16 protein-coding genes are annotated in these 25,686 nt (G+C 31.0%); 15 read left to right on the forward strand and 1 reads right to left on the reverse strand.

Annotation, left to right across the window (positions count from 1 at the left end; all coding sequences use genetic code 11):
• The first annotated feature begins 6 nt into the window (after window positions 1-6).
• The 12 genes from iorA (at window position 7) to B5D16_RS00465 (ending at window position 21,263) form a co-directional block, all read left to right on the forward strand.
• Window positions 7-1,743, forward strand: a complete 1,737-nt coding sequence (iorA, locus tag B5D16_RS00410; protein ID WP_078764977.1) for an indolepyruvate ferredoxin oxidoreductase subunit alpha — start codon at window positions 7-9, stop codon at window positions 1,741-1,743.
• Window positions 1,744-1,753: 10 nt separating this feature from the next.
• The gene (locus B5D16_RS00415) at window positions 1,754-2,329 is read left to right on the forward strand and encodes an indolepyruvate oxidoreductase subunit beta (RefSeq protein WP_078764978.1); all 576 of its coding nucleotides are present in this window, start codon (window positions 1,754-1,756) and stop codon (window positions 2,327-2,329) included.
• 68 nt (window positions 2,330-2,397) lie between these two features.
• On the forward strand, window positions 2,398-3,696 hold the full coding sequence (locus B5D16_RS00420) for a phenylacetate--CoA ligase family protein (RefSeq protein ID WP_078764979.1): 1,299 nt from the start codon (window positions 2,398-2,400) through the stop codon (window positions 3,694-3,696).
• An 11-nt stretch (window positions 3,697-3,707) separates the two neighbouring features.
• Window positions 3,708-4,130: an ACT domain-containing protein gene (locus tag B5D16_RS00425; RefSeq protein WP_078764980.1), complete on the forward strand. Its 423-nt coding sequence runs from the start codon at window positions 3,708-3,710 to the stop codon at window positions 4,128-4,130.
• Between the two features lie 66 nt (window positions 4,131-4,196).
• The gene (locus tag B5D16_RS00430; protein WP_078764981.1) at window positions 4,197-5,831 is read left to right on the forward strand and encodes a class I adenylate-forming enzyme family protein; all 1,635 of its coding nucleotides are present in this window, start codon (window positions 4,197-4,199) and stop codon (window positions 5,829-5,831) included.
• Window positions 5,832-5,901: 70 nt separating this feature from the next.
• Entirely contained in the window at window positions 5,902-7,956 is a 2,055-nt protein-coding gene (locus B5D16_RS00435) for an LTA synthase family protein (protein WP_078764982.1), read from the forward strand.
• A 2-nt stretch (window positions 7,957-7,958) separates the two neighbouring features.
• Window positions 7,959-8,822 carry a metallophosphoesterase gene (locus B5D16_RS00440; protein ID WP_078764983.1) on the forward strand — a complete coding sequence of 288 codons (864 nt, stop codon included), beginning with the start codon at window positions 7,959-7,961 and terminating at the stop codon, window positions 8,820-8,822.
• Window positions 8,823-8,861: 39 nt separating this feature from the next.
• Window positions 8,862-9,602, forward strand: coding sequence for a segregation and condensation protein A (locus B5D16_RS00445; RefSeq protein WP_078764984.1), 741 nt, complete (start codon window positions 8,862-8,864; stop codon window positions 9,600-9,602).
• A 24-nt stretch (window positions 9,603-9,626) separates the two neighbouring features.
• Window positions 9,627-19,868, forward strand: a complete 10,242-nt coding sequence (locus tag B5D16_RS00450; RefSeq protein ID WP_078764985.1) for a PKD domain-containing protein — start codon at window positions 9,627-9,629, stop codon at window positions 19,866-19,868.
• A complete protein-coding gene (locus B5D16_RS00455) occupies window positions 19,865-20,239 on the forward strand; it encodes a hypothetical protein (RefSeq protein WP_078764986.1) in 375 nt (124 codons plus the stop codon). The genes B5D16_RS00450 and B5D16_RS00455 overlap by 4 nt, the downstream gene beginning before the upstream one ends.
• Before the next feature lie 219 nt (window positions 20,240-20,458).
• The gene (locus tag B5D16_RS00460; RefSeq protein WP_143405003.1) at window positions 20,459-20,794 is read left to right on the forward strand and encodes a hypothetical protein; all 336 of its coding nucleotides are present in this window, start codon (window positions 20,459-20,461) and stop codon (window positions 20,792-20,794) included.
• 1 nt (window position 20,795) lies between these two features.
• Window positions 20,796-21,263: a hypothetical protein gene (locus tag B5D16_RS00465; protein WP_078764988.1), complete on the forward strand. Its 468-nt coding sequence runs from the start codon at window positions 20,796-20,798 to the stop codon at window positions 21,261-21,263.
• A 75-nt stretch (window positions 21,264-21,338) separates the two neighbouring features.
• On the opposite strand, the gene B5D16_RS00470 is transcribed toward B5D16_RS00465, so the two are convergent.
• Window positions 21,339-22,517 (reverse strand): IS110 family RNA-guided transposase, encoded by a 1,179-nt coding sequence (locus B5D16_RS00470; RefSeq protein ID WP_078764989.1) that lies wholly within the window; start codon window positions 22,515-22,517, stop codon window positions 21,339-21,341.
• Between the two features lie 393 nt (window positions 22,518-22,910).
• Between B5D16_RS00470 and B5D16_RS00475 the strand changes: the two genes are divergently transcribed.
• Genes B5D16_RS00475 through B5D16_RS00485 form a run of 3 tightly spaced genes read left to right on the forward strand, consistent with a single transcriptional unit; the run spans window position 22,911 to window position 25,683 of the window.
• Complete coding sequence (locus B5D16_RS00475) at window positions 22,911-23,150, forward strand: hypothetical protein (RefSeq protein ID WP_078764990.1); 240 nt, start codon at window positions 22,911-22,913, stop codon at window positions 23,148-23,150.
• An 11-nt stretch (window positions 23,151-23,161) separates the two neighbouring features.
• Window positions 23,162-23,635 (forward strand): hypothetical protein, encoded by a 474-nt coding sequence (locus B5D16_RS00480; protein WP_078764991.1) that lies wholly within the window; start codon window positions 23,162-23,164, stop codon window positions 23,633-23,635.
• 47 nt (window positions 23,636-23,682) lie between these two features.
• Window positions 23,683-25,683 carry a glycohydrolase toxin TNT-related protein gene (locus B5D16_RS00485; protein WP_078764992.1) on the forward strand — a complete coding sequence of 667 codons (2,001 nt, stop codon included), beginning with the start codon at window positions 23,683-23,685 and terminating at the stop codon, window positions 25,681-25,683.
• Window positions 25,684-25,686: the final 3 nt, after the last annotated feature.

Here is a 25,686-nt window from a genome sequence, read left to right on the forward strand (position 1 = left end):
CAGAAGATGAGCGATAAGGAAATTATGCTTGGTAATGCTGCCATTGCAAGAGGAGCGTATGAGGCAGGCGTTAAGGTAAGTTCTGCTTACCCTGGTACACCAAGTACAGAGATTAGTGAAAATATTGTAAAGTATAAGGAGATTTATTCTGAATGGGCACCTAATGAAGCAGTTGCACTTGAGACAGCAATTGGTGCATCAATCAGTGGTGTTAGAGCTCTTGCTTCAATGAAGCATGTTGGTCTTAATGTTGCATCAGATCCATTATACTCAATTTCATATATAGGAGTTAACGGTGGTCTTGTTATTGTTGTTGCTGACGATCCAGGACTTTATAGTTCACAGAACGAACAGGATACAAGAATGATTGCACGTGCTGCTAATGTACCTGTTGTTATTCCATCAGATTCACAGGAAGCTAAGGATTTCATTAAGCTTGCTTATGAACTTAGTGAAGAATTTGATACACCAGTTATTTATAGAACTACAACAAGACTTGCACACTCACAGACAGAAGTTGTACTTAATGACAGAGTGGAAGTTGAAGATAAAGAATATACTAGAAATGCAACTAAGAATGTTATGATGCCTGGTAATGCAAAGGCTAGACACTTAGTTGTAGAACAGAGAAATAAAGACATTGCTAAGTTTGGTAGCACATCAAAACTTAACAAGATTGAAATGGGTGATACAAGTATTGGTTTCATTACACAGGGTATTGAATATCAGTATGTTAAGGAAGTATTCCCTAATGCAAGCGTATTAAAACTTGGTCTTGTAAATCCACTTCCAAAGGATTTAATTAAGGATTTTGCAAGCAAGGTTGATAAATTATATATCTTTGAAGAATTAGAGCCTGTAATTGAAGAACAGGTACGTGCAATGGGTATCGAATGTATTGGTAAAGAAATCTTTACAATACAGGGTGAATACAGTGCAAATCTTTTAAGAAAAGCAGTTAAGAATGAATTAGATGTTAAGGATGCTGCTCAGGTTGTAGGTAGACCACCTATTTTATGTCCAGGTTGTCCACATAGATCAACATTCTTCGTACTTAACAAGTTAAAGAAGCATGCTACAGGTGATATTGGATGTTATACACTTGGAGCTGTTGCACCACTTAGTGTTATTGATACAACAGTATGTATGGGTGCTTCACTTGCAATGCTTCATGGTATGGAAAAAGCTAAAGGTAAGGAATTTATCAAGGACTGGGTAGCAGTTATTGGTGATTCAACATTTTTACATACAGGTATTAATTCACTTGAAAATATGGCTTATAATGGCTCAACAGGTACGGTTATCATTATGGATAACTCTACAACAGGTATGACAGGTCATCAGGATCATGCAGCTACAGGTAAGACATTAATGGGTGAGGAAGTTCCAGCAATCTCAATTTACAAAGTAGTAGAAGCTATGAATGTAAAGAATATAGTTGAAGTAAATGCATTTGATATTGCTGAACTTGAAAGAGTAGTTAAAGAAGAAACAGCAAGAGATGAATTATCTGTAATTATTGCATATGCTCCATGTGCTTTACTTAAGGGTCAGACATTCCCATATAGAATTGAGGTTAAGTCTGATAAGTGTAAGAAGTGTGGTATGTGCTTAAAACCAGGTTGTCCTGCAATTACAAAGAATGAAGATGGAACAGTTAAGATTGATGCATCAATGTGTAACGGATGTGGCTTATGTAGTAGTGTATGTAAGTTCGATGCACTTGAAAGAGTTGAAAAGTAAGGAGGACATTATGGATACAAAGAATATTATGATTGTAGGCGTAGGTGGTCAGGGTACTCTCCTTACAAGTAGAATTTTAGGTGGTATTATGACATCTGCAGGATATGAAGTAAAATTATCAGAAGTACACGGTATGGCACAGCGTGGTGGTAGCGTTGTTACTTTTGTTAGATATGGTGAAAAGGTTTATGAACCAATTGTTGAAGAAGGACAGGCAGATGTTTTAATCGCTTTTGAAAAATTGGAAGCATTAAGATATGCTAATTTCTTAAAGAAAGATGGTGTTTTAATTGTAAATGATACAAGAATTGATCCAATGCCAGTTGTTATTGGTGCAGCTACATATCCTGATAACATTATTGAGAATTTAAAGAAGGATTATAAAGTTTATTCTATCGATGCAAGTGCTGTAGCACTTGAACTTGGTAATTCAAGAGTATTTAATAATGTTGTACTTGGTATGGCTGCTAAGCACATGAACTTTAAGAAGGAAGAATGGCTTAAGACAATTGAGGAAAAAGTTCCACCTAAGACAATTGAAATTAATCAGAAAGCTTTCTTACGCGGATATGAGGAAGCTGAATAAAGCACAAAAGTTTTTGATACGTAAATCAAATTATATAAAAAAAGAAAAGGATAATGTTGGTGGTTGAAATGATTTGGAACAAACCAAAAGAGTGCATGTCTAGAGATGAAATTGAAAATCTTCAGAGTGCAAGATTAGTTAAACAGGTTAGTAGGGTATATCATAATGTGCCTTATTATAGAGAAAAAATGCAGGAAGTTGGAATAGAACCTGGCGATATTAAAGGCATAGAGGATATTAGTAAGTTACCATTTACAACTTATGAAGATTTAAATAAAACATATCCATTTGGTCTGGCTGCGGTTCCAAAGTCAGAACTAGTAAGAGTTCATGCTTCATCTGGTACAACAGGAAAACCAAAGGTTGCTGCTTATACTAGAAGAGATATTGATATTTGGGCAGAATGCGTTGCAAGATGTTTATCAATGATTGGCATTACAAGAGATGATGTATTACAAGTAGGATATGGTTACGGATTATTTACTGGTGGATTAGGTGCGCATTATGGTGCTGAAAAACTTGGGGCTTTAGTTGTACCAATGTCAACAGGTAATACACAGAAACTTGTAACAATGATGATTGATTTACAGGCTACAGCTATTGCATGTACACCATCATACTTATTACATGTTGGTGAAACATTAGAAAAAGAAAACTTACTTGATAAGATTAATCTAAAATATGCAATTTGTGGTGCAGAACCTTGGACAAATGAAATGAGAGATCAAATTGAAAAGAAGCTTAATATAAAAGCTCACGATATTTATGGTCTTACAGAAATATGTGGTCCTGGTGTTGCAGCTGACTGTGAACATCATAAGGGCCTTCATATATGGGAGGATCATTTCTTACCAGAAATTATTGATCCAGCAACAGGTAATCCGTTAAATAGTGGTGAATGTGGAGAGTTAGTAATTACAACTCTTACAAAGGAAGGTATGCCACTTATTAGATATAGAACTAAGGATCTTACAACAATTGAAAAAGATACTTGTGAATGTGGTAGAACAATGGCAAGAATTCAGAGATTTAAAGGTCGTACTGATGATATGCTTATTATTAGAGGTGTTAACGTATTCCCATCACAGGTTGAAGCAGCTTTACTTACTATTGATGGTACAACTCCACATTACTTCATGGTTGTAGACAGAGTTGATAATGAGGATACACTTGAAGTACAGGTAGAAGTAGAAGAAAGATTCTTCTCAGATGAAATGAGTGCTCTTGAAGCTTTATCAGCTAAGATTAAACAGACATTAAGAACGGCAATTGGTCTTAATGCTAAGATTAAACTTGTAGAGCCTAATACACTTGTTCATAGTGAAGGAAAGACAAAGCACGTTGTTGATAACAGAAAACTATACTAGGGGGTAGCTGTATGAAGGTAAAACAGATATCAATTTTTTTAGAGAATAGATCGGGACGTTTATTTGAATGTCTTAACATTTTAAAAGACAATGGTATTAATGTAGTATCAGCTTCACTTGCTGACTCAAGTGATTTTGGTATTTTAAGATTACTTGTTAGTGATACAGATAAAGCAATTGAAGTATTAAAAGCTCATAATATCATTGCAAAGGTTACAGATGTTATTGCAATTGTTGTACCTAATGCTGTAGGTAGTCTTGCAGAAGTGCTTAATGCAATTGATAAGAATAACATTAATGTATCATATTTATATGGTTTATCAATTACAGATGAAGGTGCAACAATCGCCATTAAGACATCTGATATTGATGCTACAATTAAGGCTTTAGAACCACTTAATCTTAAATATTTCTCAGATGATGAGTTAGTATAAGATATTTACGTGGGGCTTTTTATAAGCCCCATGAATAGGAAAAAATATAAGTATTGGAGTAACATGATGACTATAATTGATTTATTGGAAAAGAACAGTGATTTATACGGAAGTGAAGAAGCTTTAGTAGAAATCAATCCTGAAAAGGAAGATGGTAAGAAATTTACATGGAAAGAATCAGAATTAATTGAAAATACTGAAAGTATAGGATACAGAAGAAGTCTTACATGGGACGTTTTTAATGAAAAAGCTAACAGAATGGCAAATATGCTCTTAAGTAAGGGAGCTAAGAAGGGGGATAAAGTAGGTATCCTTCTTATGAACTGTCTTGAGTGGTTACCAATTTATTTTGGTATTTTAAAGGCTGGTTGTATTGCAGTTCCTCTTAATTTTAGATATTCTTCTGATGAAATTTTATATTGTTCTCAACTTGCTGATATTGACCTTTTATTATTTGGTCCAACATTTATTACTAGAATTGATGATATTGTTGATCAGCTTGAAAAGAGTACAGCGTTAATGTATGTTGGTGATAATTGTCCAGAATTTGCTGAAAGTTATAGAGATTTAGCAAGTAATTATTCGAGTAAGGATCCAAATATTGAACTTACGGAAGATGATTATGCTGCTATTTATTTTTCATCTGGAACAACAGGATTTCCTAAGGCTATTTTGCATAAACATAGAAGTTTGATTCATTCAGCTAGAGTTGAACAGAATCATCATAGTACAAGCAGAGAGGATACATTCCTTTGTATCCCACCTCTTTATCATACAGGTGCTAAGATGCATTGGTTTGGAAGTCTTATTTCTGGCTCAAAAGCAGTGCTTTTAACTGGAACAAAATCACAGTATATATTTGATGCAGTTTCAAAGGAACATTGTACTATTGTATGGCTTCTTGTTCCTTGGGCACAGGATATTCTTGATAGTATTGAAAGTGGTGCAATAAAGCTTGAGGACTATGAACTATCACAGTGGAGACTCATGCATATAGGTGCACAGCCTGTACCACCATCATTAATCAAGAGATGGAAAGAATACTTCCCTAATCACGATTATGATACTAACTATGGACTAAGTGAGTCAATTGGACCAGGTTGTGTACATCTTGGTGTTGAAAACGTTCATAAAGTTGGTGCAATTGGTATTCCGGGTTATGGTTGGGAATGTAAGATTGTTGATGAAAATGATGAATTAATAACAGATGATAGACCAGGTGAATTATGTGTTAAAGGTCCTGGTGTTATGGAGTGTTATTACAAAGATAAAAAGGCAACAGAAGCGGTATTAAAGGATGGATGGCTTTATACTGGTGATGTAGCGAAAAGAGATGAGGATGGTTTCTACTTCCTCGTAGATAGAATTAAGGATGTTATTGTATCAGGTGGTGAAAACCTTTATCCTGTACAGATTGAAGATTTTCTTAGAAGATATGATAAGATTAAGGATGTTGCTGTAATTGGTCTTCCAGATAAAAGACTTGGAGAAATTGCAGGAGCAATTATTTCAATTAAAGATGGTTATGAATGTACAGAGGATGAGATTAATGAATTTTGTCTTGGACTTCCTAGATATAAGAGACCAAGAAAGATTATATTTGCTGATGTACCAAGAAATCCAACTGGTAAGATTGAAAAACCAAAACTTAGAGAGAAATATAGTATTCTTAATCTTGTTGAACATGAAAATTCAGATTGATAAATTTATGCGCTTATCAGAAATGGTAGGCGCATAGGTAAGTTATATATAGACATTTGAGAGGTACTACGTGAGAGTAATAAAAGAATTATTTATAAAAGGGAAAAACAAAATAGATAGATTTGCAATGTTTCTTGAAAACGGATATAACAAGCAAACTATGATTACATATGTTACATTATCTATTGTTTTAAATTTGATAATAGAGATGCTTGGTAGAAAGTCACCTATTAAGGGAATATATCACATGGTTAGACAGCCATATGTATTCCTTGTTAATACGTTGATTTTACTTATGGTTTTCTCGATTACATTGATGTTTAGAAGAAGATATTTTTTGATTGCGGTGATGCTTGTTGCATGGCTTGGATTTGGTATATCTAATTGTATTTTACTTAATTTTAGAGTAACACCGTTTTCATATACAGATTTATTATTAATTGATAGTGCCATGGATATTATGAACAAGTATATGAATTTCGCAGGTGAAGTATTGCTTGTTGTTTTGGTAATTGTGGCAATTATATTCTTGATTATATGCTGGTTTAAAATGCCAAAGTTAAATCATAGAATTAATTATATTAGAAACGGTTTATTAGTTGCATTAATAGTTCTTGTAACATCAACATCGCTTAAGCTGGCTATAGATGCTAAGGTTTTAGCACTTAACTTTGGTAATTTAGCTGATGCTTATAAGGATTATGGTTTTGTTTATTGTTTTTCTAATAGTGTAGTTAACAGAGGTATTAGAAAACCAAGCGGTTATTCAGAAAAAAAGGTTCTTGAGATTAAAAAGAACATGGATGAAAAAGTAGATGTTAAGAAAGCTGCATTTACTCCTAATATTGTATTTGTTCAACTTGAATCATTCTTTGATATTTCAAGGGCTAAAAATATAAAGTTAAATAAGGATCCAATTCCTATTTATAATTCGTTAAGAAAGAGATATACATCTGGATATGTTACAGTTCCAGTAGTCGGAGCTGGTACAGTTAATACTGAATTTGAATCTATCACAGGTATGAATCTTGATGATTTTGGTCCAGGTGAATATCCATATAAAACTATACTTACAGAAACTACATGTGATAGTATATGTTATTCATTAAAAGATTATGGATATAAGACACATACTATTCATAATAATACAGGTACATTCTATGGTCGTAATGAAGTATTACCTAACTTGGGATTTGATACATTTACATCTGTAGAATTTATGGATGTTGATGAATGGACACCTATAGATTGGCCAAAGGATAAGTTCTTAACTGAAGAAATTATAAATACACTTAAGGTTACACCTGATAATCCTGATTACATTTATACAATATCTGTTCAGGCACATGGTAAATATCCTACATCGGGTGAATATCCAACAGATTATACAGTTACAGGTGCAGATGAGGATCATGAAATAAGTGAAGAACATGCAAATGAACTTGCATATTATAGTCAGCAAATACATGAGGATGACGAATTTGTTGGTGAACTTATAGAAGCATTATCAGCATTTGATGAAGATGTTATCTTGGTTATGTATGGAGATCATTTACCATCATTAGGTTTTGATGATGATGATTTTGAAGGTTGCAATAAGATGCAGACAGAATATGTTATTTGGACAAATTTTAATGCTCTTAGTAAAAATATAAATTATAAATCTGAAGATTTAGAGTTATATCAGATGTCTTCAAAAATTTTAGAACAGTTACATATTTCTGATGGAGCCATTAATGAGTATCATCAGACATGTAAAAATAATGAAGATTATCTTGATGGTCTTAAAACACTTGAGTATGACATATTATATGGTGATAAATTATGTTATGATGGTGTGAATCCTTATGAAAGAACCGATATGAAGATGGGTATAAGGGATATTTACATCACCGGTGTACATAAGATAGAAGATGGTTATTTAGAAGTTAATGGACATAACTTTACTAAGTATAGTAAGGTTTATAAAGAAGATGAAGTTATGAAAACAGAGTTTGTGGATAGTAGTACACTTAGGGTATATGATCCAGATGTTGAGATGCTTGATAAATTCTATGTTTCACAACAAAACTCCAATACTCATGTTTTATTTACTACAAAAGCTTATTTGTACATAGGAAAATAAATATGGAAAGATTGTTTTGCGCAATGGCTGCCCTTCCTTTTATTGTTATTGGTAAAGGAATGTGGGAAGTAAGAAATTTTAAAATCACTAAGTATCAAATTGATACTAATAAAGATATAGGCGATTTGGATGGAAAGAAGATTATGCTTATTTCTGATCTTCATAATTGCGAATATGGTAAGAATAATGAAAAACTTTTTAAGGCTATAGATGAAGTTAATCCAGATTATATTATGGTCGCTGGTGATCTAGTGGTTGGAAGTACAAAATATGATACAGACATCGCTTTGCATTTTATAAATACGATTGCAAAGAAATATGAAGTATTCTATGCAAATGGTAATCATGAACAGCGTATGCGCGAAAATAGACATATATATGGTACTAAGTATCGAAAATTTATAAGAAGTTTTGATAAGAGTATTCATATTTTAAATAATTATTCTTATGATATAAATGATAAAGTTAGAGTAACAGGATTCGTTGCTCATAATAGATTCTTTTCAAAGTTTAAATTACCTGAAATGAAAAGAAGGTATATTATTAAAAGAATAAAGAAAAGAGATAGAAGCAAGTATAATATTTTAATTGCGCATAGCCCAGAGTATTTTGAAACATATAAAAACTGGGGCGCTGACTTGGTTTTATCTGGACATAATCATGGTGGAATAGTTAGATTACCGTTTATAGGCGGAGTTATAAGTCCACAGTATAAGATATTTGATAGATATGATAGAGGAGTTTTTACTAAGGATAGTACTAAAATGATACTATCGGCAGGGCTTGGTAGTCATACTATAAATTTCAGGTTTAACAACAGACCAGAGATTGTCGTATTTACAATTAATAGTAGTTTTAAAGAATGATTATTATAAAAAGAAATTTTATTAGATAAGGATTATAAAATGGCGATTGAAGTTAAGCTTGAAGCATTTGAAGGTCCGTTAGACCTCTTGCTTCATTTGATAGAAAAAAATAAAGTGGATATTTATGATATTCCTATTGTTACAATTACAGATCAATATCTAGAATATGTAAATGCTATGCAGAATGAGGATTTAAATGTAGTAAGTGAGTTCCTTGTTATGGCAGCAACACTTTTAGATATTAAATGTAAGATGCTACTTCCTAAAGAAGTTGATGAGAATGATGAAGAAATTGACCCAAGAGCCGAACTTGTTGAAAAACTTATTGAATATAAGACTTATAAATATATGTCTTTAGAACTTAAAGATATGCAGCTTTATGCTGGTAAATCAATATATCGAGAAGCACATATTCCAAAAGAAGTTGCTAAGTACGAAGCACCAGTGGATTTGGATAAATTACTTTCTGGTATTGATATGCAAAAACTTCAGGAAGTATTTGATAGTGTAATCAAGAGAAGAGAAGATAAGATTGACCCAGTTAGAAGTAAGTTTGGTAAAATCGAAAAGGAAGAGATTTCTCTTCCAGATAAGATTTCTTACGTAAGAAAGTATGCAGGTACTAAAAAGAAATTTAGTTTTAGACAGCTTCTTGAAAAGAGTGAAAGTAAGCAGGAGATTATCGTTACTTTTCTCGCTGTTTTAGAACTTATAAAGAGTGGTAAAATTAAGGTTGCTCAAAAGCATACATTTGATGATATTATTATTGATACGATATAGATATTATTTAAGAAAGTGGAGAAAATGAGAAATAGAAAAGGAAGAATTGTAAAAATGAATAAGTATGTAAAAAAAGCATTAAAAAGAGCTATATCCTTAACATTAGTAGCATCGCTTATATCAACAAATATTGATGTTGCTGCTGCTAGTGAAAAACCAGAAGGTTTAGTATCTTTTAATGGTAATTTTTTTGATACATTTGAAGAAGCGGTAACAGAGGCTAATGATTCAGCATTAACCTCTGTTACTATTTGTTTATATGGAGATGTAGAAGTTTCTGATTGTATTAAGTTAAAAAATAAAGAGTATATTATAAAAGGTGTGGAAAGTGCATTAGATGAAGACGGTGAAGGTGGACATACAAAAATAAAATATAATATTACAAATGAAGATGAAAAAAAGGATTATCCTATTTTTGAAATGGATGGATCAAAAGTTGAATTTGATAGTGTATCTATATGTGGAAAAGGTTTAGATAAAAATAATAAGATGTATGGAGATGTGATTGAAGCTAATAAATCATATATAAATCTTTATAATTCAACTATTATGGATTTTATGAGTAATAAATCTATAATAAATATGAAGGATTCTTCCATTAACATGGATAAAATAAGTGGTATTAGTGGAAATGTATTTGATGGATATGGATGTATTCATGGTGAGGGTACTAGTAGAATTAAAGATGGAAGTATTGACAATAACAATGGTGGAAAAGCAGGCGGTATATATGCAGAGGGACCAATTTATTTAGAAGATACAAATGTGTTTGGTAATAAGGGATCAGAAGCTGGTGGAATATATGCAAAAGATTCTTTGTATACAAAGGGTGTTACAGTATATAAAAATAGTAATTCATCTTATAATGAAGGTGGAGGAATTACTATTGATAGTAAAAATGATTCTGAACTTATTAATACAAGGATCGCAAATAATAATTCGTATACTTATTATGGTGGACTTAGAATTCTTGGTAGTGGAACTGTAGATCTCTTTGGAGTAAAATTTTTTGATAATTTAGGAAAATTTTCTGTTGGAGCAATTGATCTTGAAAACAAAGACGCAACTTTGACTTTTAGAAACAAAGGAAGATATGATTCTGTTTTTGGTTCAGTAGAGTGTGATAGAAATGAGATTGGACATCAAGCAGATGATGAAACAATAAGAAATAATGGTACTATTGTATGCGATGATGTATATATTCATAATGATAGAGGAAATGAATTTGGCACAATAAAAATTAGGGATAATGGTAATTTTATCCTTGGAAGAGATGCAGAGATTAATGATACTATTGTTCTTGAAAAAGATTCTTCAATTTTGAAAATCAAAGATAATCTTCAGTATCATAATGAGATAAATCCTATTAGGGTAAAGTATAGTAATAATTTAGGAATGTCTCTACCTAAAACAGTTGCATATATAGATGGTTCAAATAAAGAAGAATTAGGATATGATGTTTTATCAAAAAAAATTATATATGTCGATGATGAAAGAATTCCAGATAGTGCATATTTAGAATATAGAGATGGAAAAATTGAATTATCAAGTGATGTTAAAAAAATAAAAATTAAAGCTAAAAATAAAAAAGGAGAGGCAGTAAAAGGCGTTAGTTTTGAATTATATTTGGTAAAATCCATTGAATATGATGATAATGGCGAAGTTAAATCGTGTAAAAGTACAAAATTAAATAGAACAGAATCAACAGATAATAATGGTGAAGTATTATTATCTGGTTTTGGTGCGGGTAAATATAGATTGGTAACTGTTGGAACACCAAGCGAATACAGTAGTGGTGATACAAAAGATGTATTTTTTGATTTATTAGATAATGATAAAAATCTAGAAGTGATAATTGCTAATAGAGATTATAGTCCTACCGCTGTAATCAGAGGTTTTATTAATGATGACAATGAAGATTCAGATGATGAAGATGATGATGAAGAGGAAAATAATCAAAATACTGGAACAGAAACACAAGAAGATGAGCAACAGCAAGGAGATGTATTAGATTCTAAGAATGGTAAGGAATCAAAAATTAATGAAAACATTTGCTTTAATGCTGGAGATAGTTCTGATGATGAGGGTATTGTTTCATTCACATGGGATTTTGGAGATGGAAGTGAGCAGGAATCAGGTAAAATTGTTAATCATAGATACCAAAAAGCTGGAACATATACCGTTAATTTGATAATTACAGATAGTAAGGGACAGAAAAGTGTTGCATCAACAAAATTAAAAGTATCTGGAGTTAGAAATGGTGAAAGTAGTGTGAATTTATATTTTTATGATTCACAATCACTTGGTGGCGTAAAGGATTTAAATGTATATATATACGATGAAAATGGAAATCAGGTTTATGCTAAAGCGCAGAAAACAGATGTAAATGGAAAATTGAACATTGCTCTTAAGCCTGGAAAGTATAGTTTAAAGGCTAGTAATAGTATGTATCCTACAAGAATGAAAAACTTTATTGTTTCAGACAGTACGGATATCTCTATGCCTATTAATAGTAAGACTGCAGCTGAAAGTAAAATTGAATTACATGATTTGACATACGATGAGATGGTTGAAGCTGGAATAGATGTAAATAATATCGGGAATGTAAGTTTTGCTGGTTTTAAGATAGAATTGGATTTTGATACTGAATATGAATATGATTCTGATAAGAATAATAGAAAAAGAGAAGATTTAGAGTATATTGTTTATTACAACCATTCAGCTCAAAAATGGGAAGTAAATGGGAAAAAAGCAAAAGAAATAGAAGCTGTTGAATTAGATCCGGATCATGTATTGATTTATGATAGTGGTTTTAAGTGGGAAAAAGAAATATTTGAAGTTAAACTATTAACAATTAATAATTCCAAAACAGATACAATTAAGAATGCATATGCAAAAATAGATTTTAATGACAAAGTAACATATGCGGCCATGGATGAAGAAAGTGAAAATCAAAATTTTGATGTTAAGAAAGTTGATGATGTAAAACCAGGTGAAGTTGCCGTTACATCGTGGTATTTACGTGGAGAAAATGAAGGAGATGCTGAGATTGGTGTAGAGACATATGGTGATTTTTGCTCTGATGGAAATGAACCACAGCCATTTAGCAGTTATGCTCATATTAAAAAGGATATTCATATTGTTAATGTTAAGGATTTTAAGTTTGAAGTTAAGTGTGATAAGTATGCTTATTCTGATGAAGAATACAAGGTTGAATTAAGAGTTAGAAATCAAAGTGGAAGAAAATTGAGAAATTTCACATTGTATAATTCTTCAAGAATGCAGGTATCAGCTGATTATCTTACAGAATTAGAAAAAGGTGAAGATGATGTATTTGTAAAAAGTCTATCTTCATATGGTTCTGTATCATTAACATTTAGAACTAAATTTAAAAGTGCATATACTGAAGAACAATTAAAATATGAATTGTTACGCTTAATATTTACAATATATGATGGATTTTCAAGTGATATTCCAGCTGACGTTGAAATTTCAAAATCAGATGTTGTATCTGCATGTGATTATGCTGGTATTGATTATGACAGTTTGCCTAAACCTAAAGCAGCTGATCCAGTTGATTTGTTAACAGGTTCTTTTACGTATGATTATAAGGATTTAGAATTATTAGGTAAGGAAAGTTTAACTTATGAAAGATATTATAATTCTAATGATAATTTGAATGAAAAATTTGTTTTTGATGAAAATGATGATACAAAAACAATAAAGAATCATTTAAGTGAAGGTTGGAGCGATAATTATTCATATGCAATTGAAAAAATGTATGTGGATGAAAATAAAGAAGAACTTGAATTAATTGATTTTTCAGAAAAGACTGATGATGAAAATACTTCTGATCAAAATAATGATAAAGAAGAACTTAGTAGCGAAAGTGCTACTAATGGAGAAATGATTTGTATGACTCTTCCTAAAGGGGAAAGGGTTTATTTCAGTGCACCTAAAAATAGTGAAGAAGATAATGCAAATGAATCTGAAAGTACTTATGAGATTGATGATATAAAGTATGTTCAATATATAAGTAGAAAAGGTTCTAATTTTACATTATATGAAACTGAAAATAAATATGTTGTAATTAGTAATTTCGGTAAAACATATGTGTTTAATCATAAAGGTCAGATTGAATGTATAAAAAAATCAAATGAAAATATTATTGATGAACTGAAAGTAGCTGAATCAGAGGAAAATACTTATAACGATTTTAATGATAATGAAGTAGTATTTACATATGATGATTGTTATCTTAAAAAAGTAAAAAGTGTTGCTGGAGAACTTAAGTTTAATTATGATTTAGCTGGTAAAATTATTGATGTAACAGGCAATGATAATTACATTGTAAGATTATCTTATGATAAGGGAAATCTTAAAAAGATAACAGATGCTGACGGTGGAGTTACAGAGTATACCTATTATGATAATAATCTTTTAAAATCAATTAAGTCACCTGATAAGATTAAGCTTTTTGAAAATACATATGATGATTATGGAAGAGTAATCAAGCAGGTAGTTGATGAAAAAGAAGTATATACATTTACTTATGAAAATAAATTTGAAGATGTAAATACTTCTGCTAATATGACAAATACTGTAACTGGACCAAATGGTTACATTAAAAAGATTGTTACTGATAATGATGGAAGAACAGTTTCAGAAACAGAAAATGGTAAAGAATCATCATATACATATAATGATAATAATTTATTATTTACAAAGACTGATGCAGATGGTAATGTGACTAAGTATTATTATGATGATAATGGACATAATAATAAGATTAAATATGCAGATGGTTTATTTGAAAAATTTGAATATGATGCAAAGGGAAGACTTTTAAGTAAAACAGGAAAAAGCAAAGTAACAGAATATTATAATTATGATAAATATGGAAATCTTACTTCATATACGAATGGAGTAGGTGAAACAGCTTTATATGAATATGATAAAAATGGTAATCTTATTTTGATGACTGATTATATGGGAGCTCAAAGTAAATTTTCATATGATAAAAAAGGAAATGTATTATCATATGTGGATGCACAGAATAATACTATTTCATTTACATATGATGATAGGGGGTTAATTGAATCAAAAAAGAATCCTGATGGTAATAGTGAAGAATATGAATATTCAAAAGCAGGAAAGCTCTTATCAGTTACAGATTATTCAGGAAATAAGGAAACATATGATCTTTCTGATGCTGGTGTAAAATTAGGAATTACAGATAAAAGAGGAAACAAGACAAGTATTTTCTATGATGAACGTGATAGAAAGAATGGAGTAAAAACTGCTGAAGGCAGAGAAACAAAATATGCATATGATTCAGCAAATAACATAGAAAAGATTACTGATGCACTTGGATATAGTTTAAATTATGAATATGACAGTGATGGTAATGTTACAAAGTATACAGATAATGCTGGAAATGAATATGTATATTCATATAATAATGATGGCAGTGTAAAATCATATATTGATCCATTAAATAATAAATATAATTATTTTTATGATACTAATGGTAATCTTAAAAAGAGTGAAAATCCAGATGGTAGTAGCGAAAAGTATGATTATGATGCATTAGGAAATGTAATCAAAATTACAGATGCTAATGGAAATGAAGAAAAATATGAAAGAAATAATCTTGGATTAGTTACTAAATTTACAGATAAGAATGGACATGAAACATCATATGAGTACAATGCATTTGGTAAAGTTAGTGTAATAACAAATCCTAATGGTGAAAAATTATTATGTAGTTATGATACTTTAGGATACTTAAGTTCTGTAAAAAGAGAAGATGGTTCCTTAAAGAAATATGAATATGATACATTAGGAAGAGTAAGTGGATTAACTAATTATAACGGAGATAAAACATCATATGAGTATGATGAAATTGGTAATGTTAAAAAGATTATTTATCCGGATGGAAGTAATGATGAATTTTCATATGATGAAAATTCTAACTTAACAGAATATAAAGATAGAAATAATAAAGTATTTAAATATGAATACGATAAGGATAATAATCTAACTAAAAAGATTAATCCTAATAATGATGAAATAACATATGAAAGAAATAAATTATCACAAATATCAAAAATAACTGACGAGAATGGAGAAACAAGCTCGTTTATTTATGATGCAAATGGAAATGTTAAGAAGAAGATTGATTCAAAGGGTAATGAGGAATGTTATAAATATAATTTTAATGGTGAAATTGAAGAAATAATAGATAAAGAAGGTGTTAAGACAAGTTTAGAAAGAGACTATAAAGGTAACATCACAAAGATAACTGATGGTAACAAGAATGTTAATAAATATTATTATGATTCAGCTTCTAATTTAGTAAAGTCAATTGATGGTGAAGGTAATACAACAACATATAAGTACGATAAGAATGGAAATCTAATAGAAAAGAATTCACCTGAAAAAATAAAATATACATATAAGTATGATTCTAATGATATGCTCATTGAAGAACTTGTTGAAGATAAAACAATAAATAAATATGAGTATGATAGTAATGGAAATGTCTCAAAAAGAATTACAGGTGAAGGTGCAGAATATTCATTTGAATATGATGGTGAAGGTAATGTTACTGGAGAGGTAGATCCATATGGAGATAAAATTGAATACAGATATGATTCTGATGGAAGAATTGTAGAAATAGTAGATAAGAATGGAAATGTAAAAACTTGTGAGAGAGATAACAATGGAAACATTGTTTTATCTTCAGATACAAATGGTGTTCTTACTAAGTATGAGTATGATTCATTAGGCAATTTGATAAAACAGATTGAAAATTATAATGAAAATACATATAAGGACGTTGGTAAGAAAACGTTAGATGATAATAAAAAAGAACAAGAAAAAACCAGTTTAAATAAAAATATAAACAGGTCTATTTCTGGTACAAAAAATAATAGTTCAAATTCTTATAAAATTAATAAATTAAAGACAGTAAATGTTGATGTTAAAATAAGTAAATTAAGTGATAAAAAATTACTTAAGATTCTTGGAATTTCAAACATAAAAAAATCAAATAACAAAAAACTAAAAAAGAGTTCGGAAAAGATTAGTAATAAGTTAAATAAATATATTGATGACAAGATTGATAAGCAGATAAGAAAAAATATTTTAAAGAACAACAAAAAGAATAAATCATATGAAATTGTTTCAAATGGTATATATGTTAAGGGTTATTCTAAAGCAATGAGTAACCTTAGTTGTCGTGCTTTAAATATAATTGATAAAGCTTATATTAATAATTTAAATAAGAAGTTTAAAAAATCTAAAAATTTTAGATCTCAATTAATTGCTCCAAAAAATAAAGTTAAGAAAAAAACTCATAAGATAAGTGTAACTGTTTTGGTAAATGATGAGGAAGAAGCTTCGGATGATAGTGGTTCTAATTTATTAAATGGATTTTCATCATTTGAATATTCAAAGAGTAAATTGAATATGGATGGAAAAGCAGATTTAGATGATGATTTGAAGAAGAATAATAATTCTTTAAAATCTTATGAAGAACTTAAAAAAGAAAATTTAGATGAAAATGTTGTAACAACATATAAATATGATAAGGTTGGAAATCTTCTTGAAGAAGATAGATGTGGAAATGTAACAACATATGAATATGATAAGAATTATAATGTATCATCAAAGGTTGATGCTAATGGAGTAAAGACTGTTTATAAGTATGATAAAAATGATAGATTAATAAAGAGTTATAATTCTGATAATGGCGGAGATTATGTAAGTTTATCATATGATAATAATGGTAATGTAATTAAGGTTACTAAAAAAGATAGAAAAAATGATAAAACTTCAACAGAAGAATATAACTATGATAATAACAATAATGTTATATCTAAAAAAGATGCATTAAATAATGAATTTAGTATTAGTTATGATAAGGATGGTAAAGTATCAAAGACTGTTGATGCAACAGGAAAGAAAACAACATATTCATATAATTCTATTGGTAATGTAACTAAGAAAGAAATTACTGATGGAAATAATACATTAACTAATAAATATGGATATAACAAAGATGGAGTTCTTACTTCGTATGAAAATGATACTAATAAAACATCATATGAGTTAGATTTACTGAATAGAATTACAAAAGTTACTGATGAAGTTAAAACAGATGCAGAAAGTAATGAAGTAAAAGATGTTATTGATTATGAGTATAGTAAACTTGATAAAATTTCAAAGATAACAAATAATGAGGGCAATTATACTTTATATGATTATGACAATGTTGGTAACATTAAACATATTGAATCAAAAACTGATGATAATGTTGAAAACATTAATTATTCTTATGATAACTTAAATAGAGTTATTTCTAAAAATATTGCAGATAGCGTAAATGTTAAGTATACATATGATGAGAATAATAAAGTTACAAGCATTTGGAAGAATGATGAGTGTAAACATTTATACACTAGAGATGCAAATGGTAATGTTTTAACTGATAATGATAAAGAATACACTTATGATGATTCTAATAGATTAAAAACATATGTAAGTAAAAATGAAAATATTAAATATGATTACGATGGATTTGGAAATTTAGTAGAAGAAAATGACAGTTTAAATAATATAAAGACTAACTATGAATATAATGAAGCTAATGAACTTATAAAGAAAACTGTTTCAGCAAATAGTTCAAATGATATCGTAACATATGAGTATGATAACAACGGTAATAGAATAAGCGTAAAAGATAAGAACGGAATAAAGACATTTGCTTATAATTTATATGATAAAGTCGAAAATGTTGCTTATCAAAACAATAATAATGAAAAACAGTATGATATTAATTATAATTATGATGCTTTAGAAAATCTAATTTCTGAAGAAAGCATAGATTTAATTAATGATAAAACTATTAAAAGAGAATATACTGTTGAAAGTATGTCTGGTCTTGGAAGTGTTTTATTTGAAACAAGAAAAGAGACTGGAGTAGATGAAAAGCATATCAGTAATGTATATGATGAATCAGGAAAAGTAACTGAAAGAATAGATGATAAATCATATGCGGTTATTGAAGATGTACTTGGAAGTATAGAAGAATTTATAAATGTTAATGATAAAGAAGATACAAGTAATGTATCATATTCACCATGGGGTGATGTAAAAGATATAGCAAATAATAATCTTGCGGTTATGGATTTAGTATCATATACAGGTTATGGTTATAATGCTTTATCAAATCTATACTCAGCAGTAAACAGAATTTATGATGTTACAACAAGAAGCTATATGCAAAGAGATAAAGGACAGCCTAAGGTTATTAGACCTTCATCTTTTGAAACATACGCTTATGTTGAAAATAATCCAGTAAATCATGTTGATCCATATGGATTAAGCATTTTATCAAAGGTTGGTTCATGGGTAAGTGATACAGCTGATGCATTTGTTAGTACAGTAAAGAATGCTGCAGGTGCTGTAAAAGATGCAGTAGTTGATGCAGCAGAAGGAATAAAAGATGCAGTAGTTGATGCGGCACATGAATTAGTGACGGATATTAAGAATGTTTTAAAAATAGATTCTAGGATATTTAAGTCTGGAATACAGGCAGGTGTAGGTGCTGCTTTTGCTGTTGGAATGGGATTTGGTATACCGGCGGCGATTGCTTGTGCGTTTGCTGCAGTTGCGGTGGGTGCTGTGCTTGGTGTAGGTGCTCATGCAGTAAAAACATTTGTAACAGGTGGTACGTATGATGATTTCCTATGTGGATTAGAAGATTCAATATATTCAGGCGCTGATTTTATGACAGCGTTGTTCATGACAACAGCAATGGCTGGATATGGTGAATGTAAGAAGATTGAGTATAATGAGGCAAATAAAGCATTTGAGGAGGCTAAAGAGGCATCGAAAGGGGCAGGTGCTGGTGAGGGTGGAAGTAAATCAATAAATGATTTGACACCAAATCAAGGTTATGCATCGTTTAAAGATTTGAAAAAGTCTATAGGAAGTGCAGGAGAAGGAAATGATTGGCATCATATTGTAGAACAATCACAAATTAAAAAATCTGGGTTTAGCTCTGAACAGATTCATAATACAAATAATATAATAGCAGTTGACCATGCGACACACATGAAAATAACAGGATATTATAATACCAAGAGTTTTCGATTTACTGGTGGATTATCAGTTAGAGATTGGCTAGCTGGTCAAAGCTATGAGACACAATATAATTTTGGATTAGATGTATTAAGAAAGTTTGGGGTGATTGAGTGAAAAAATATACAGTTGATGAGATTGTAAATATATATGAAAAATCTGGAAGATTAATGTATGATGCAACCTTATCAGGCGATTATAAAACAAATAACAAAGAAGGAAAAAGATTAATAAAGCTTTTTAAAATGTTTGAGGTTGATACTGATTTTGGTTATAAATGCATTATGAAATTATTTGAAAGCGATAATGTTGTTATAGTGACTGAAGCGGCATCTTATTGTCTTGCGTTAAATTATAATACTGAATACGCTGTTTCGGTATTAGAAAAAATAGCCAATGATTCAGAGAGTGGTATATTTGGTTTTAATGCAGAGATGATAATAAAAGAGTGGAAGAAAAATGGTTTTCTAAAATTGTATCAAAAATAACAGCAGTTGAAAGTATTATAGAGACTGGAGGTGGCTGTCATCAAGAATAATAGAATATTGAAGTGTCTGCTGATGATGGTTGTCAGTCTGCTTCTGGTACTGGGAGTTTCGATAGGGGTATCGGCAAGCAGTGGTTATGATAGGCAAGAAGCGGATGCTTGTATAACCATAAGTGGGAGACTCTCTGTCAAGACCAGCTATGGAAAGTCAAGTCCGAATTTGACAAAACCTAAGGGTTGGAAAGTTGGCGATCCGATTGATAATCTTACAAGAACAGGTAAAGAACCATCATGGAGTACTGTAAGGGCGAGGTATTGGAAAAATAAAGCTTATTACTATGCTGATGATTATTTGGATACGGATTTGATACGTATGCGTAAAGGACGAGCACCATTACATAGCAAGTATAATGTGCCAATGGAGCTGCATCATAAAAATGGAAGAAATATAGCAAATCCACATAGTATAGAAAATTTGCAAGAAGTTTGGCCTTGGGAACATGATTTAATCGATGAATTCAGACACTATACAGGTCCGAAACCGGAGGGATATTAGGATGAACAAAAAATTACCAGCATGGTTTGGAACAAAAAGATTATATAACGAAAATTTTGAAAATCATGAATGTGCGATCATATTGTGGGAAGTACTACCTATTCATAATAGACAACGATTAAAGGTTAGATTCATAAACTCTAATTCCAAAAACCGTCAGGGAATACGAATTGCCATAGATGTTGGAAAAGGAAATCTGACAATAAATGGAGAGTTGGGAACAGAATTTGTATTATGGGAAGACACATGTCCTAAAGAATGTGAAGTAGAGTGTTTATCTGATGAAGGATATTTAAGCGTTTACAATATATTTGAGAGGAATGAACAGGGAATAATGAGAAGAAATTCTCAAATGGCATATAGTGGAATGATTCTTGAACAAAAAGGGAATATCTATAGGTATTATTGTAATGACACTGGTAAAAATACTGATTTTGATAAACTGGTATTTGAAATAGAATTACTTTAAATGGCGCTACAAACAAGCCTCCCCACAGGCAGACTTGAAAATATAAGATTTAGTATAATTACAACCTGATACATTTTATACAAACTTTACCGGCTCATACGGCTTTCCGCTTTTAAGTATTGCGTATACAACAGTTGTCAGTTTTCTTGATACTGCGCCGACAGCCACAAGGTGATGCTTACCTTGACTGCGTTTTTTTAGATAGTATTCATTGAATGGACTGCTATGAAAAACACAACAACTTGCTGCGAGAAATAGTGTATGGCGAAGGTGGGAAGAACCACGTTTGGACATTCGGTTATGAGTAGAACAGTATTCTCCTGATTGGCGAACGGTTGGATCGATGCCGGCATATGCAACAAGTGAAGAGGAGCTCTTAAATCTACGTATATCTCCGATCTCGGCGAGTATACAAGCGGCAGATATAGGCGTGATGCTTGGTATTGTATGAAGGTAACAATCGAACTGATTGTAAAGGGATATGATCATTTCATCCAGTTCTTTGAGCTGTTCGTTAAGAAGTTTTAGTCGTTCTAATAGCATTTTTAGCTGGAAGGCAAATGCTTCCTGTGCTATTTTTATTCCGAAGGTATTCATGGCAGCGTCTTTTATTTCAATGGCTTTATTGAGAGAAAATCTGTTATGACTATTCTTTAGAAGTATGGCGTGAAGTTCATCAAGAGAGGCATTTGCTATATTCTCTGGCAGGAGATATTTGCTTAGAAGTGCCATAGATGAACTTCCCCATATTTCACAAAAGAGATGTTCATATTCTGGAAAGATTTGTTCCAGTATAGTGTGTATTCTCAGTTTTATTTCGGTTCTTGCTGACATCATAGCTTCTCTGTAACGACAAAGCTGCCTTAAGGAAAGGATGTCTTCATCAGCCAAGTCTGTTGTTGTAAATCTACCAAAACGAAGTACTTCGGCTATTAGAAATGAATCCTTGGAATCGTTTTTGACCTGTCTGATATAAAAGTTTCTAAAGCAATCTGATTGTATTGGATTAATAACATATATAGTGTATTTTCGTTCTTTTAAAAATGAATAAATGGTATACCAATAGTGACCGGTTGCTTCCAGTCCGAAAACAAGATTATTTGATTTGGTGTTAGTTTGAATATAATCAAGAAGCTTTACAGCTCCTTTATGAGTGCTCGGAAAACGAAGTGATCTGCATACTTGATTTCCGAATTGATCAACTATAGATGCTTCATGGTGGTTTTTGCCGATATCAATGCCGATATAATACATAGAACGTCTCCTTTAAAAAATGGTTTTATATTTGATTAATAGATAGAATCCTGCTGCTCTTAGAGGTTACAACCTAGTTCGAGATACGAAGTACAGATAGACTGCCGACATCCAGCTAATACGTAACATCCTGCAAAGAGAGAGGGAACAGTCTCACGGGAACGAGGTCAAATAGAATGCCTCAAGGGTGGAGACGTACACCTCTATCTATTACAGAATGATTATCCAATAGGACAGCAGATGAATCAATATAGATGATTCTGATCTACCTCTTTAGCATACTAGGGTGGAAGTGACGTTCCTAATCCATACGGTAAAAAAGGAGGGCCTGCTCATCAGAAAGTTATTGAATCAATTACTCCAAAAGAAAAGGGAAATTTCATTAGAAACGAGGTGAAATTCGATACAACTGGAGGAACTAAGGCATATAGATATGCCGATGCTGTTGAGTATAATAAAAATGGTGAAGTAGTAGCAATATATCAAGTTGGTAAAGTGAATAAAAATGGAACGGTTATATCAAGGGAATCTAAAGCAATTGAAGATATTATGAATTCAGATGATTATAATGGGGCACCAATATATTTTCTTCCGTATAATAGTGATATTGGTGAAATAATATTTGATTATTAGGAGGTTTTTAAATGTCAAAACAGATAAACTATTATATGGATAAGAATACTGAGAATGAATTTATAAATTATATTTATGATAATTCCTTTGTGTTTATAAATTGGTTTGACGGCACACTAGTTAATCCAAGTGAAGATATCAGCCTGTTCTATTATATTACAAAAGAAGAGTATTTACCTTTTTTGAAGTTTAGAAACGATTCGGTTGATGTATTACACTGTTTGGTGATTGAATATACACGAAATAATATTATTGAAGATAAGAAAATTGTAACACGAGGTAGAATATATATTAGTGATGCGTATAAAGATAAACAGTATTCTGCTTATATGAAAGATTTTGTAAAGAATTATAACACATTGAAAAATTGGATAAAAAAGCATGTTCCATATCAAAATTATAATAATATGGGCAAAATCTATAAGGAATACATATGTGATAGTATGTTAACGTATTCAGAAAACAATTATCGTTTCCAAGCATAAGCTATATACTCTTTGTCAAGACCAGCTATGGAAAGTTAAGTCTGAATTTGACAAAACCAAAGGGTTGGAAAGTTGGCAATCCGATTGATAATCTTACAAGAGCTGGTAAAGAACCATCATGGAGTACTGTGAGGTCTAGATATTGGAAGAATGAAGCCTATTATAATTCAGAAAACTATTCTGAAGCAAATTTAGCGCGTATGCAAAAAGGTAAAGCCCCAATAGATATAGAAACTGGTGCTTCAAAGGTTACAAGCATATGGAAAAATGATAAGTGTAAGCATTTATACACTAGAGATGCAAATGGTAATATTTTAACTGATAATGATAAAGAATACACTTATGATGATTCAAATAGATTAAAAACATATGTAAGTAAAAATGAAAATATTAAATATGATTACGATGGATTTGGAAATTTAGTAGAAGAAAATGATAGTTTAAATAATATAAAGACTAACTATGAATATAATGAAGCTAATGAACTTATAAAGAAAACTGTTTCAGCAAATAGCTCAAATGATATCGTAACGTATGAGTATGATAACAACGGTAATAGAATAAGTGAAAAAGATAAGAACGGAATAAAGACATTTGCTTATAATTTATATGATAAAGTTGAAAGTGTTGCTTATCAAAATAATAATAATGAAAAACAGTATGATATTAATTATAAATATGATGCTTTAGAGAATCTGATTTCTGAGGAAAGCATAGATTTAATTAATGATAAAACTATTAAAAGAGAATATACTGTTGAAAGTATGTCCGGTCTTGGAAGTGTTTTATTTGAAACAAGAAAAGAGACTGGAGTAGATGAAAAGCATATCAGTAATGTATATGATGAATCAGGAAAAGTAACTGAAAAAATAAATGATAAATCATATGCAGTTATTGAAGATACACTTGGAAGTATAGAAGAATTTGTAAATGTTAATGATAAAGAAGATACGAGTAATGTATCATATTCACCATGGGGTGATGTTAAAGAAATAGCTAATAATAATCTTGCTGTTATGGATTTAGTTTCATATACAGGTTATGGTTATAATGCTTTATCAAATCTATACTTAGCAGTAAACAGAATTTATGATGTTACAACAAGAAGCTATATGCAAAGAGATAAAGGACAGCCTACGGTTATTAGACCTTCATCTTTTGAAACATATGCTTATGTTGAAAATAATCCAGTAAACTATGTTGATCCATATGGATTAAGTATTATATCAAAGGTTGGATCATGGGTAAGTGATACAGCTGATGCATTTGTTAGTACAGTAAAGAATGCTGCAGGTGCTGTAAAAGATGCAGTAGTTGATGCGGCAGAAGGAATAAAAGATGCAGTAGTTGATGCGGCACATGAATTAGTGACGGATGTAAAGAAAGTCCTAAATATTGATTCAAGAATATTTAAAACTGGTATTCAAACAGGTGTTGGTGCAGCACTTTCAGTTGCAATGGGAATTGGATTACCAGCAGCAATTGTTTGTGCACTTGGTGCTGTAGCAGCTGGAGCAGTTTTAGGTATAGGTGCTCATGCTGTAAAAACATTTGCTACAGGTGGTACGTATGATGACTTCTTATGTGGTTTAGAAGATTCTATCTATAGTGGTGCTGACTTTATGAGTGCTTTATTCATGACGACAGCAATGGCTGGGTATAATGCTACAAAGAATCCTGTAGAATTTCCGGAATATAATAGTTGGTATAATGAAGATGGCACTTTAAATTATCCGCCATATAATGGTGCTGTTCCAGGAACGGAAGAAAATATAATTTTAAAGCCAGGACAAATGATTGGAAGATATGGAGAGGTTGGGAAAAAGAGTAATTTTGTTACGCAAGTTGGTGTAGAAGCGGATATGTTATCGTTACCGCCAACAACTAGTCCTTCTCTATATCGAGAATATATTGTTGTCAAGGAAATACCTAACACGATTAAGGCTGAAATAGCTGCATGGGGAAGTTCATCTGGGGGTGGAATCCAGTATGAATTACCTAGTCCAATATTAGAATTAATTAAAGAAGGGTATTTAATTGAAATATAGAAA

Origin of the sequence: Eubacterium uniforme, assembly GCF_900167115.1 — a bacterium.
In the GTDB taxonomy this organism is placed as follows: Bacteria; Bacillota; Clostridia; order Lachnospirales; family Lachnospiraceae; genus Eubacterium_S; species Eubacterium_S uniforme.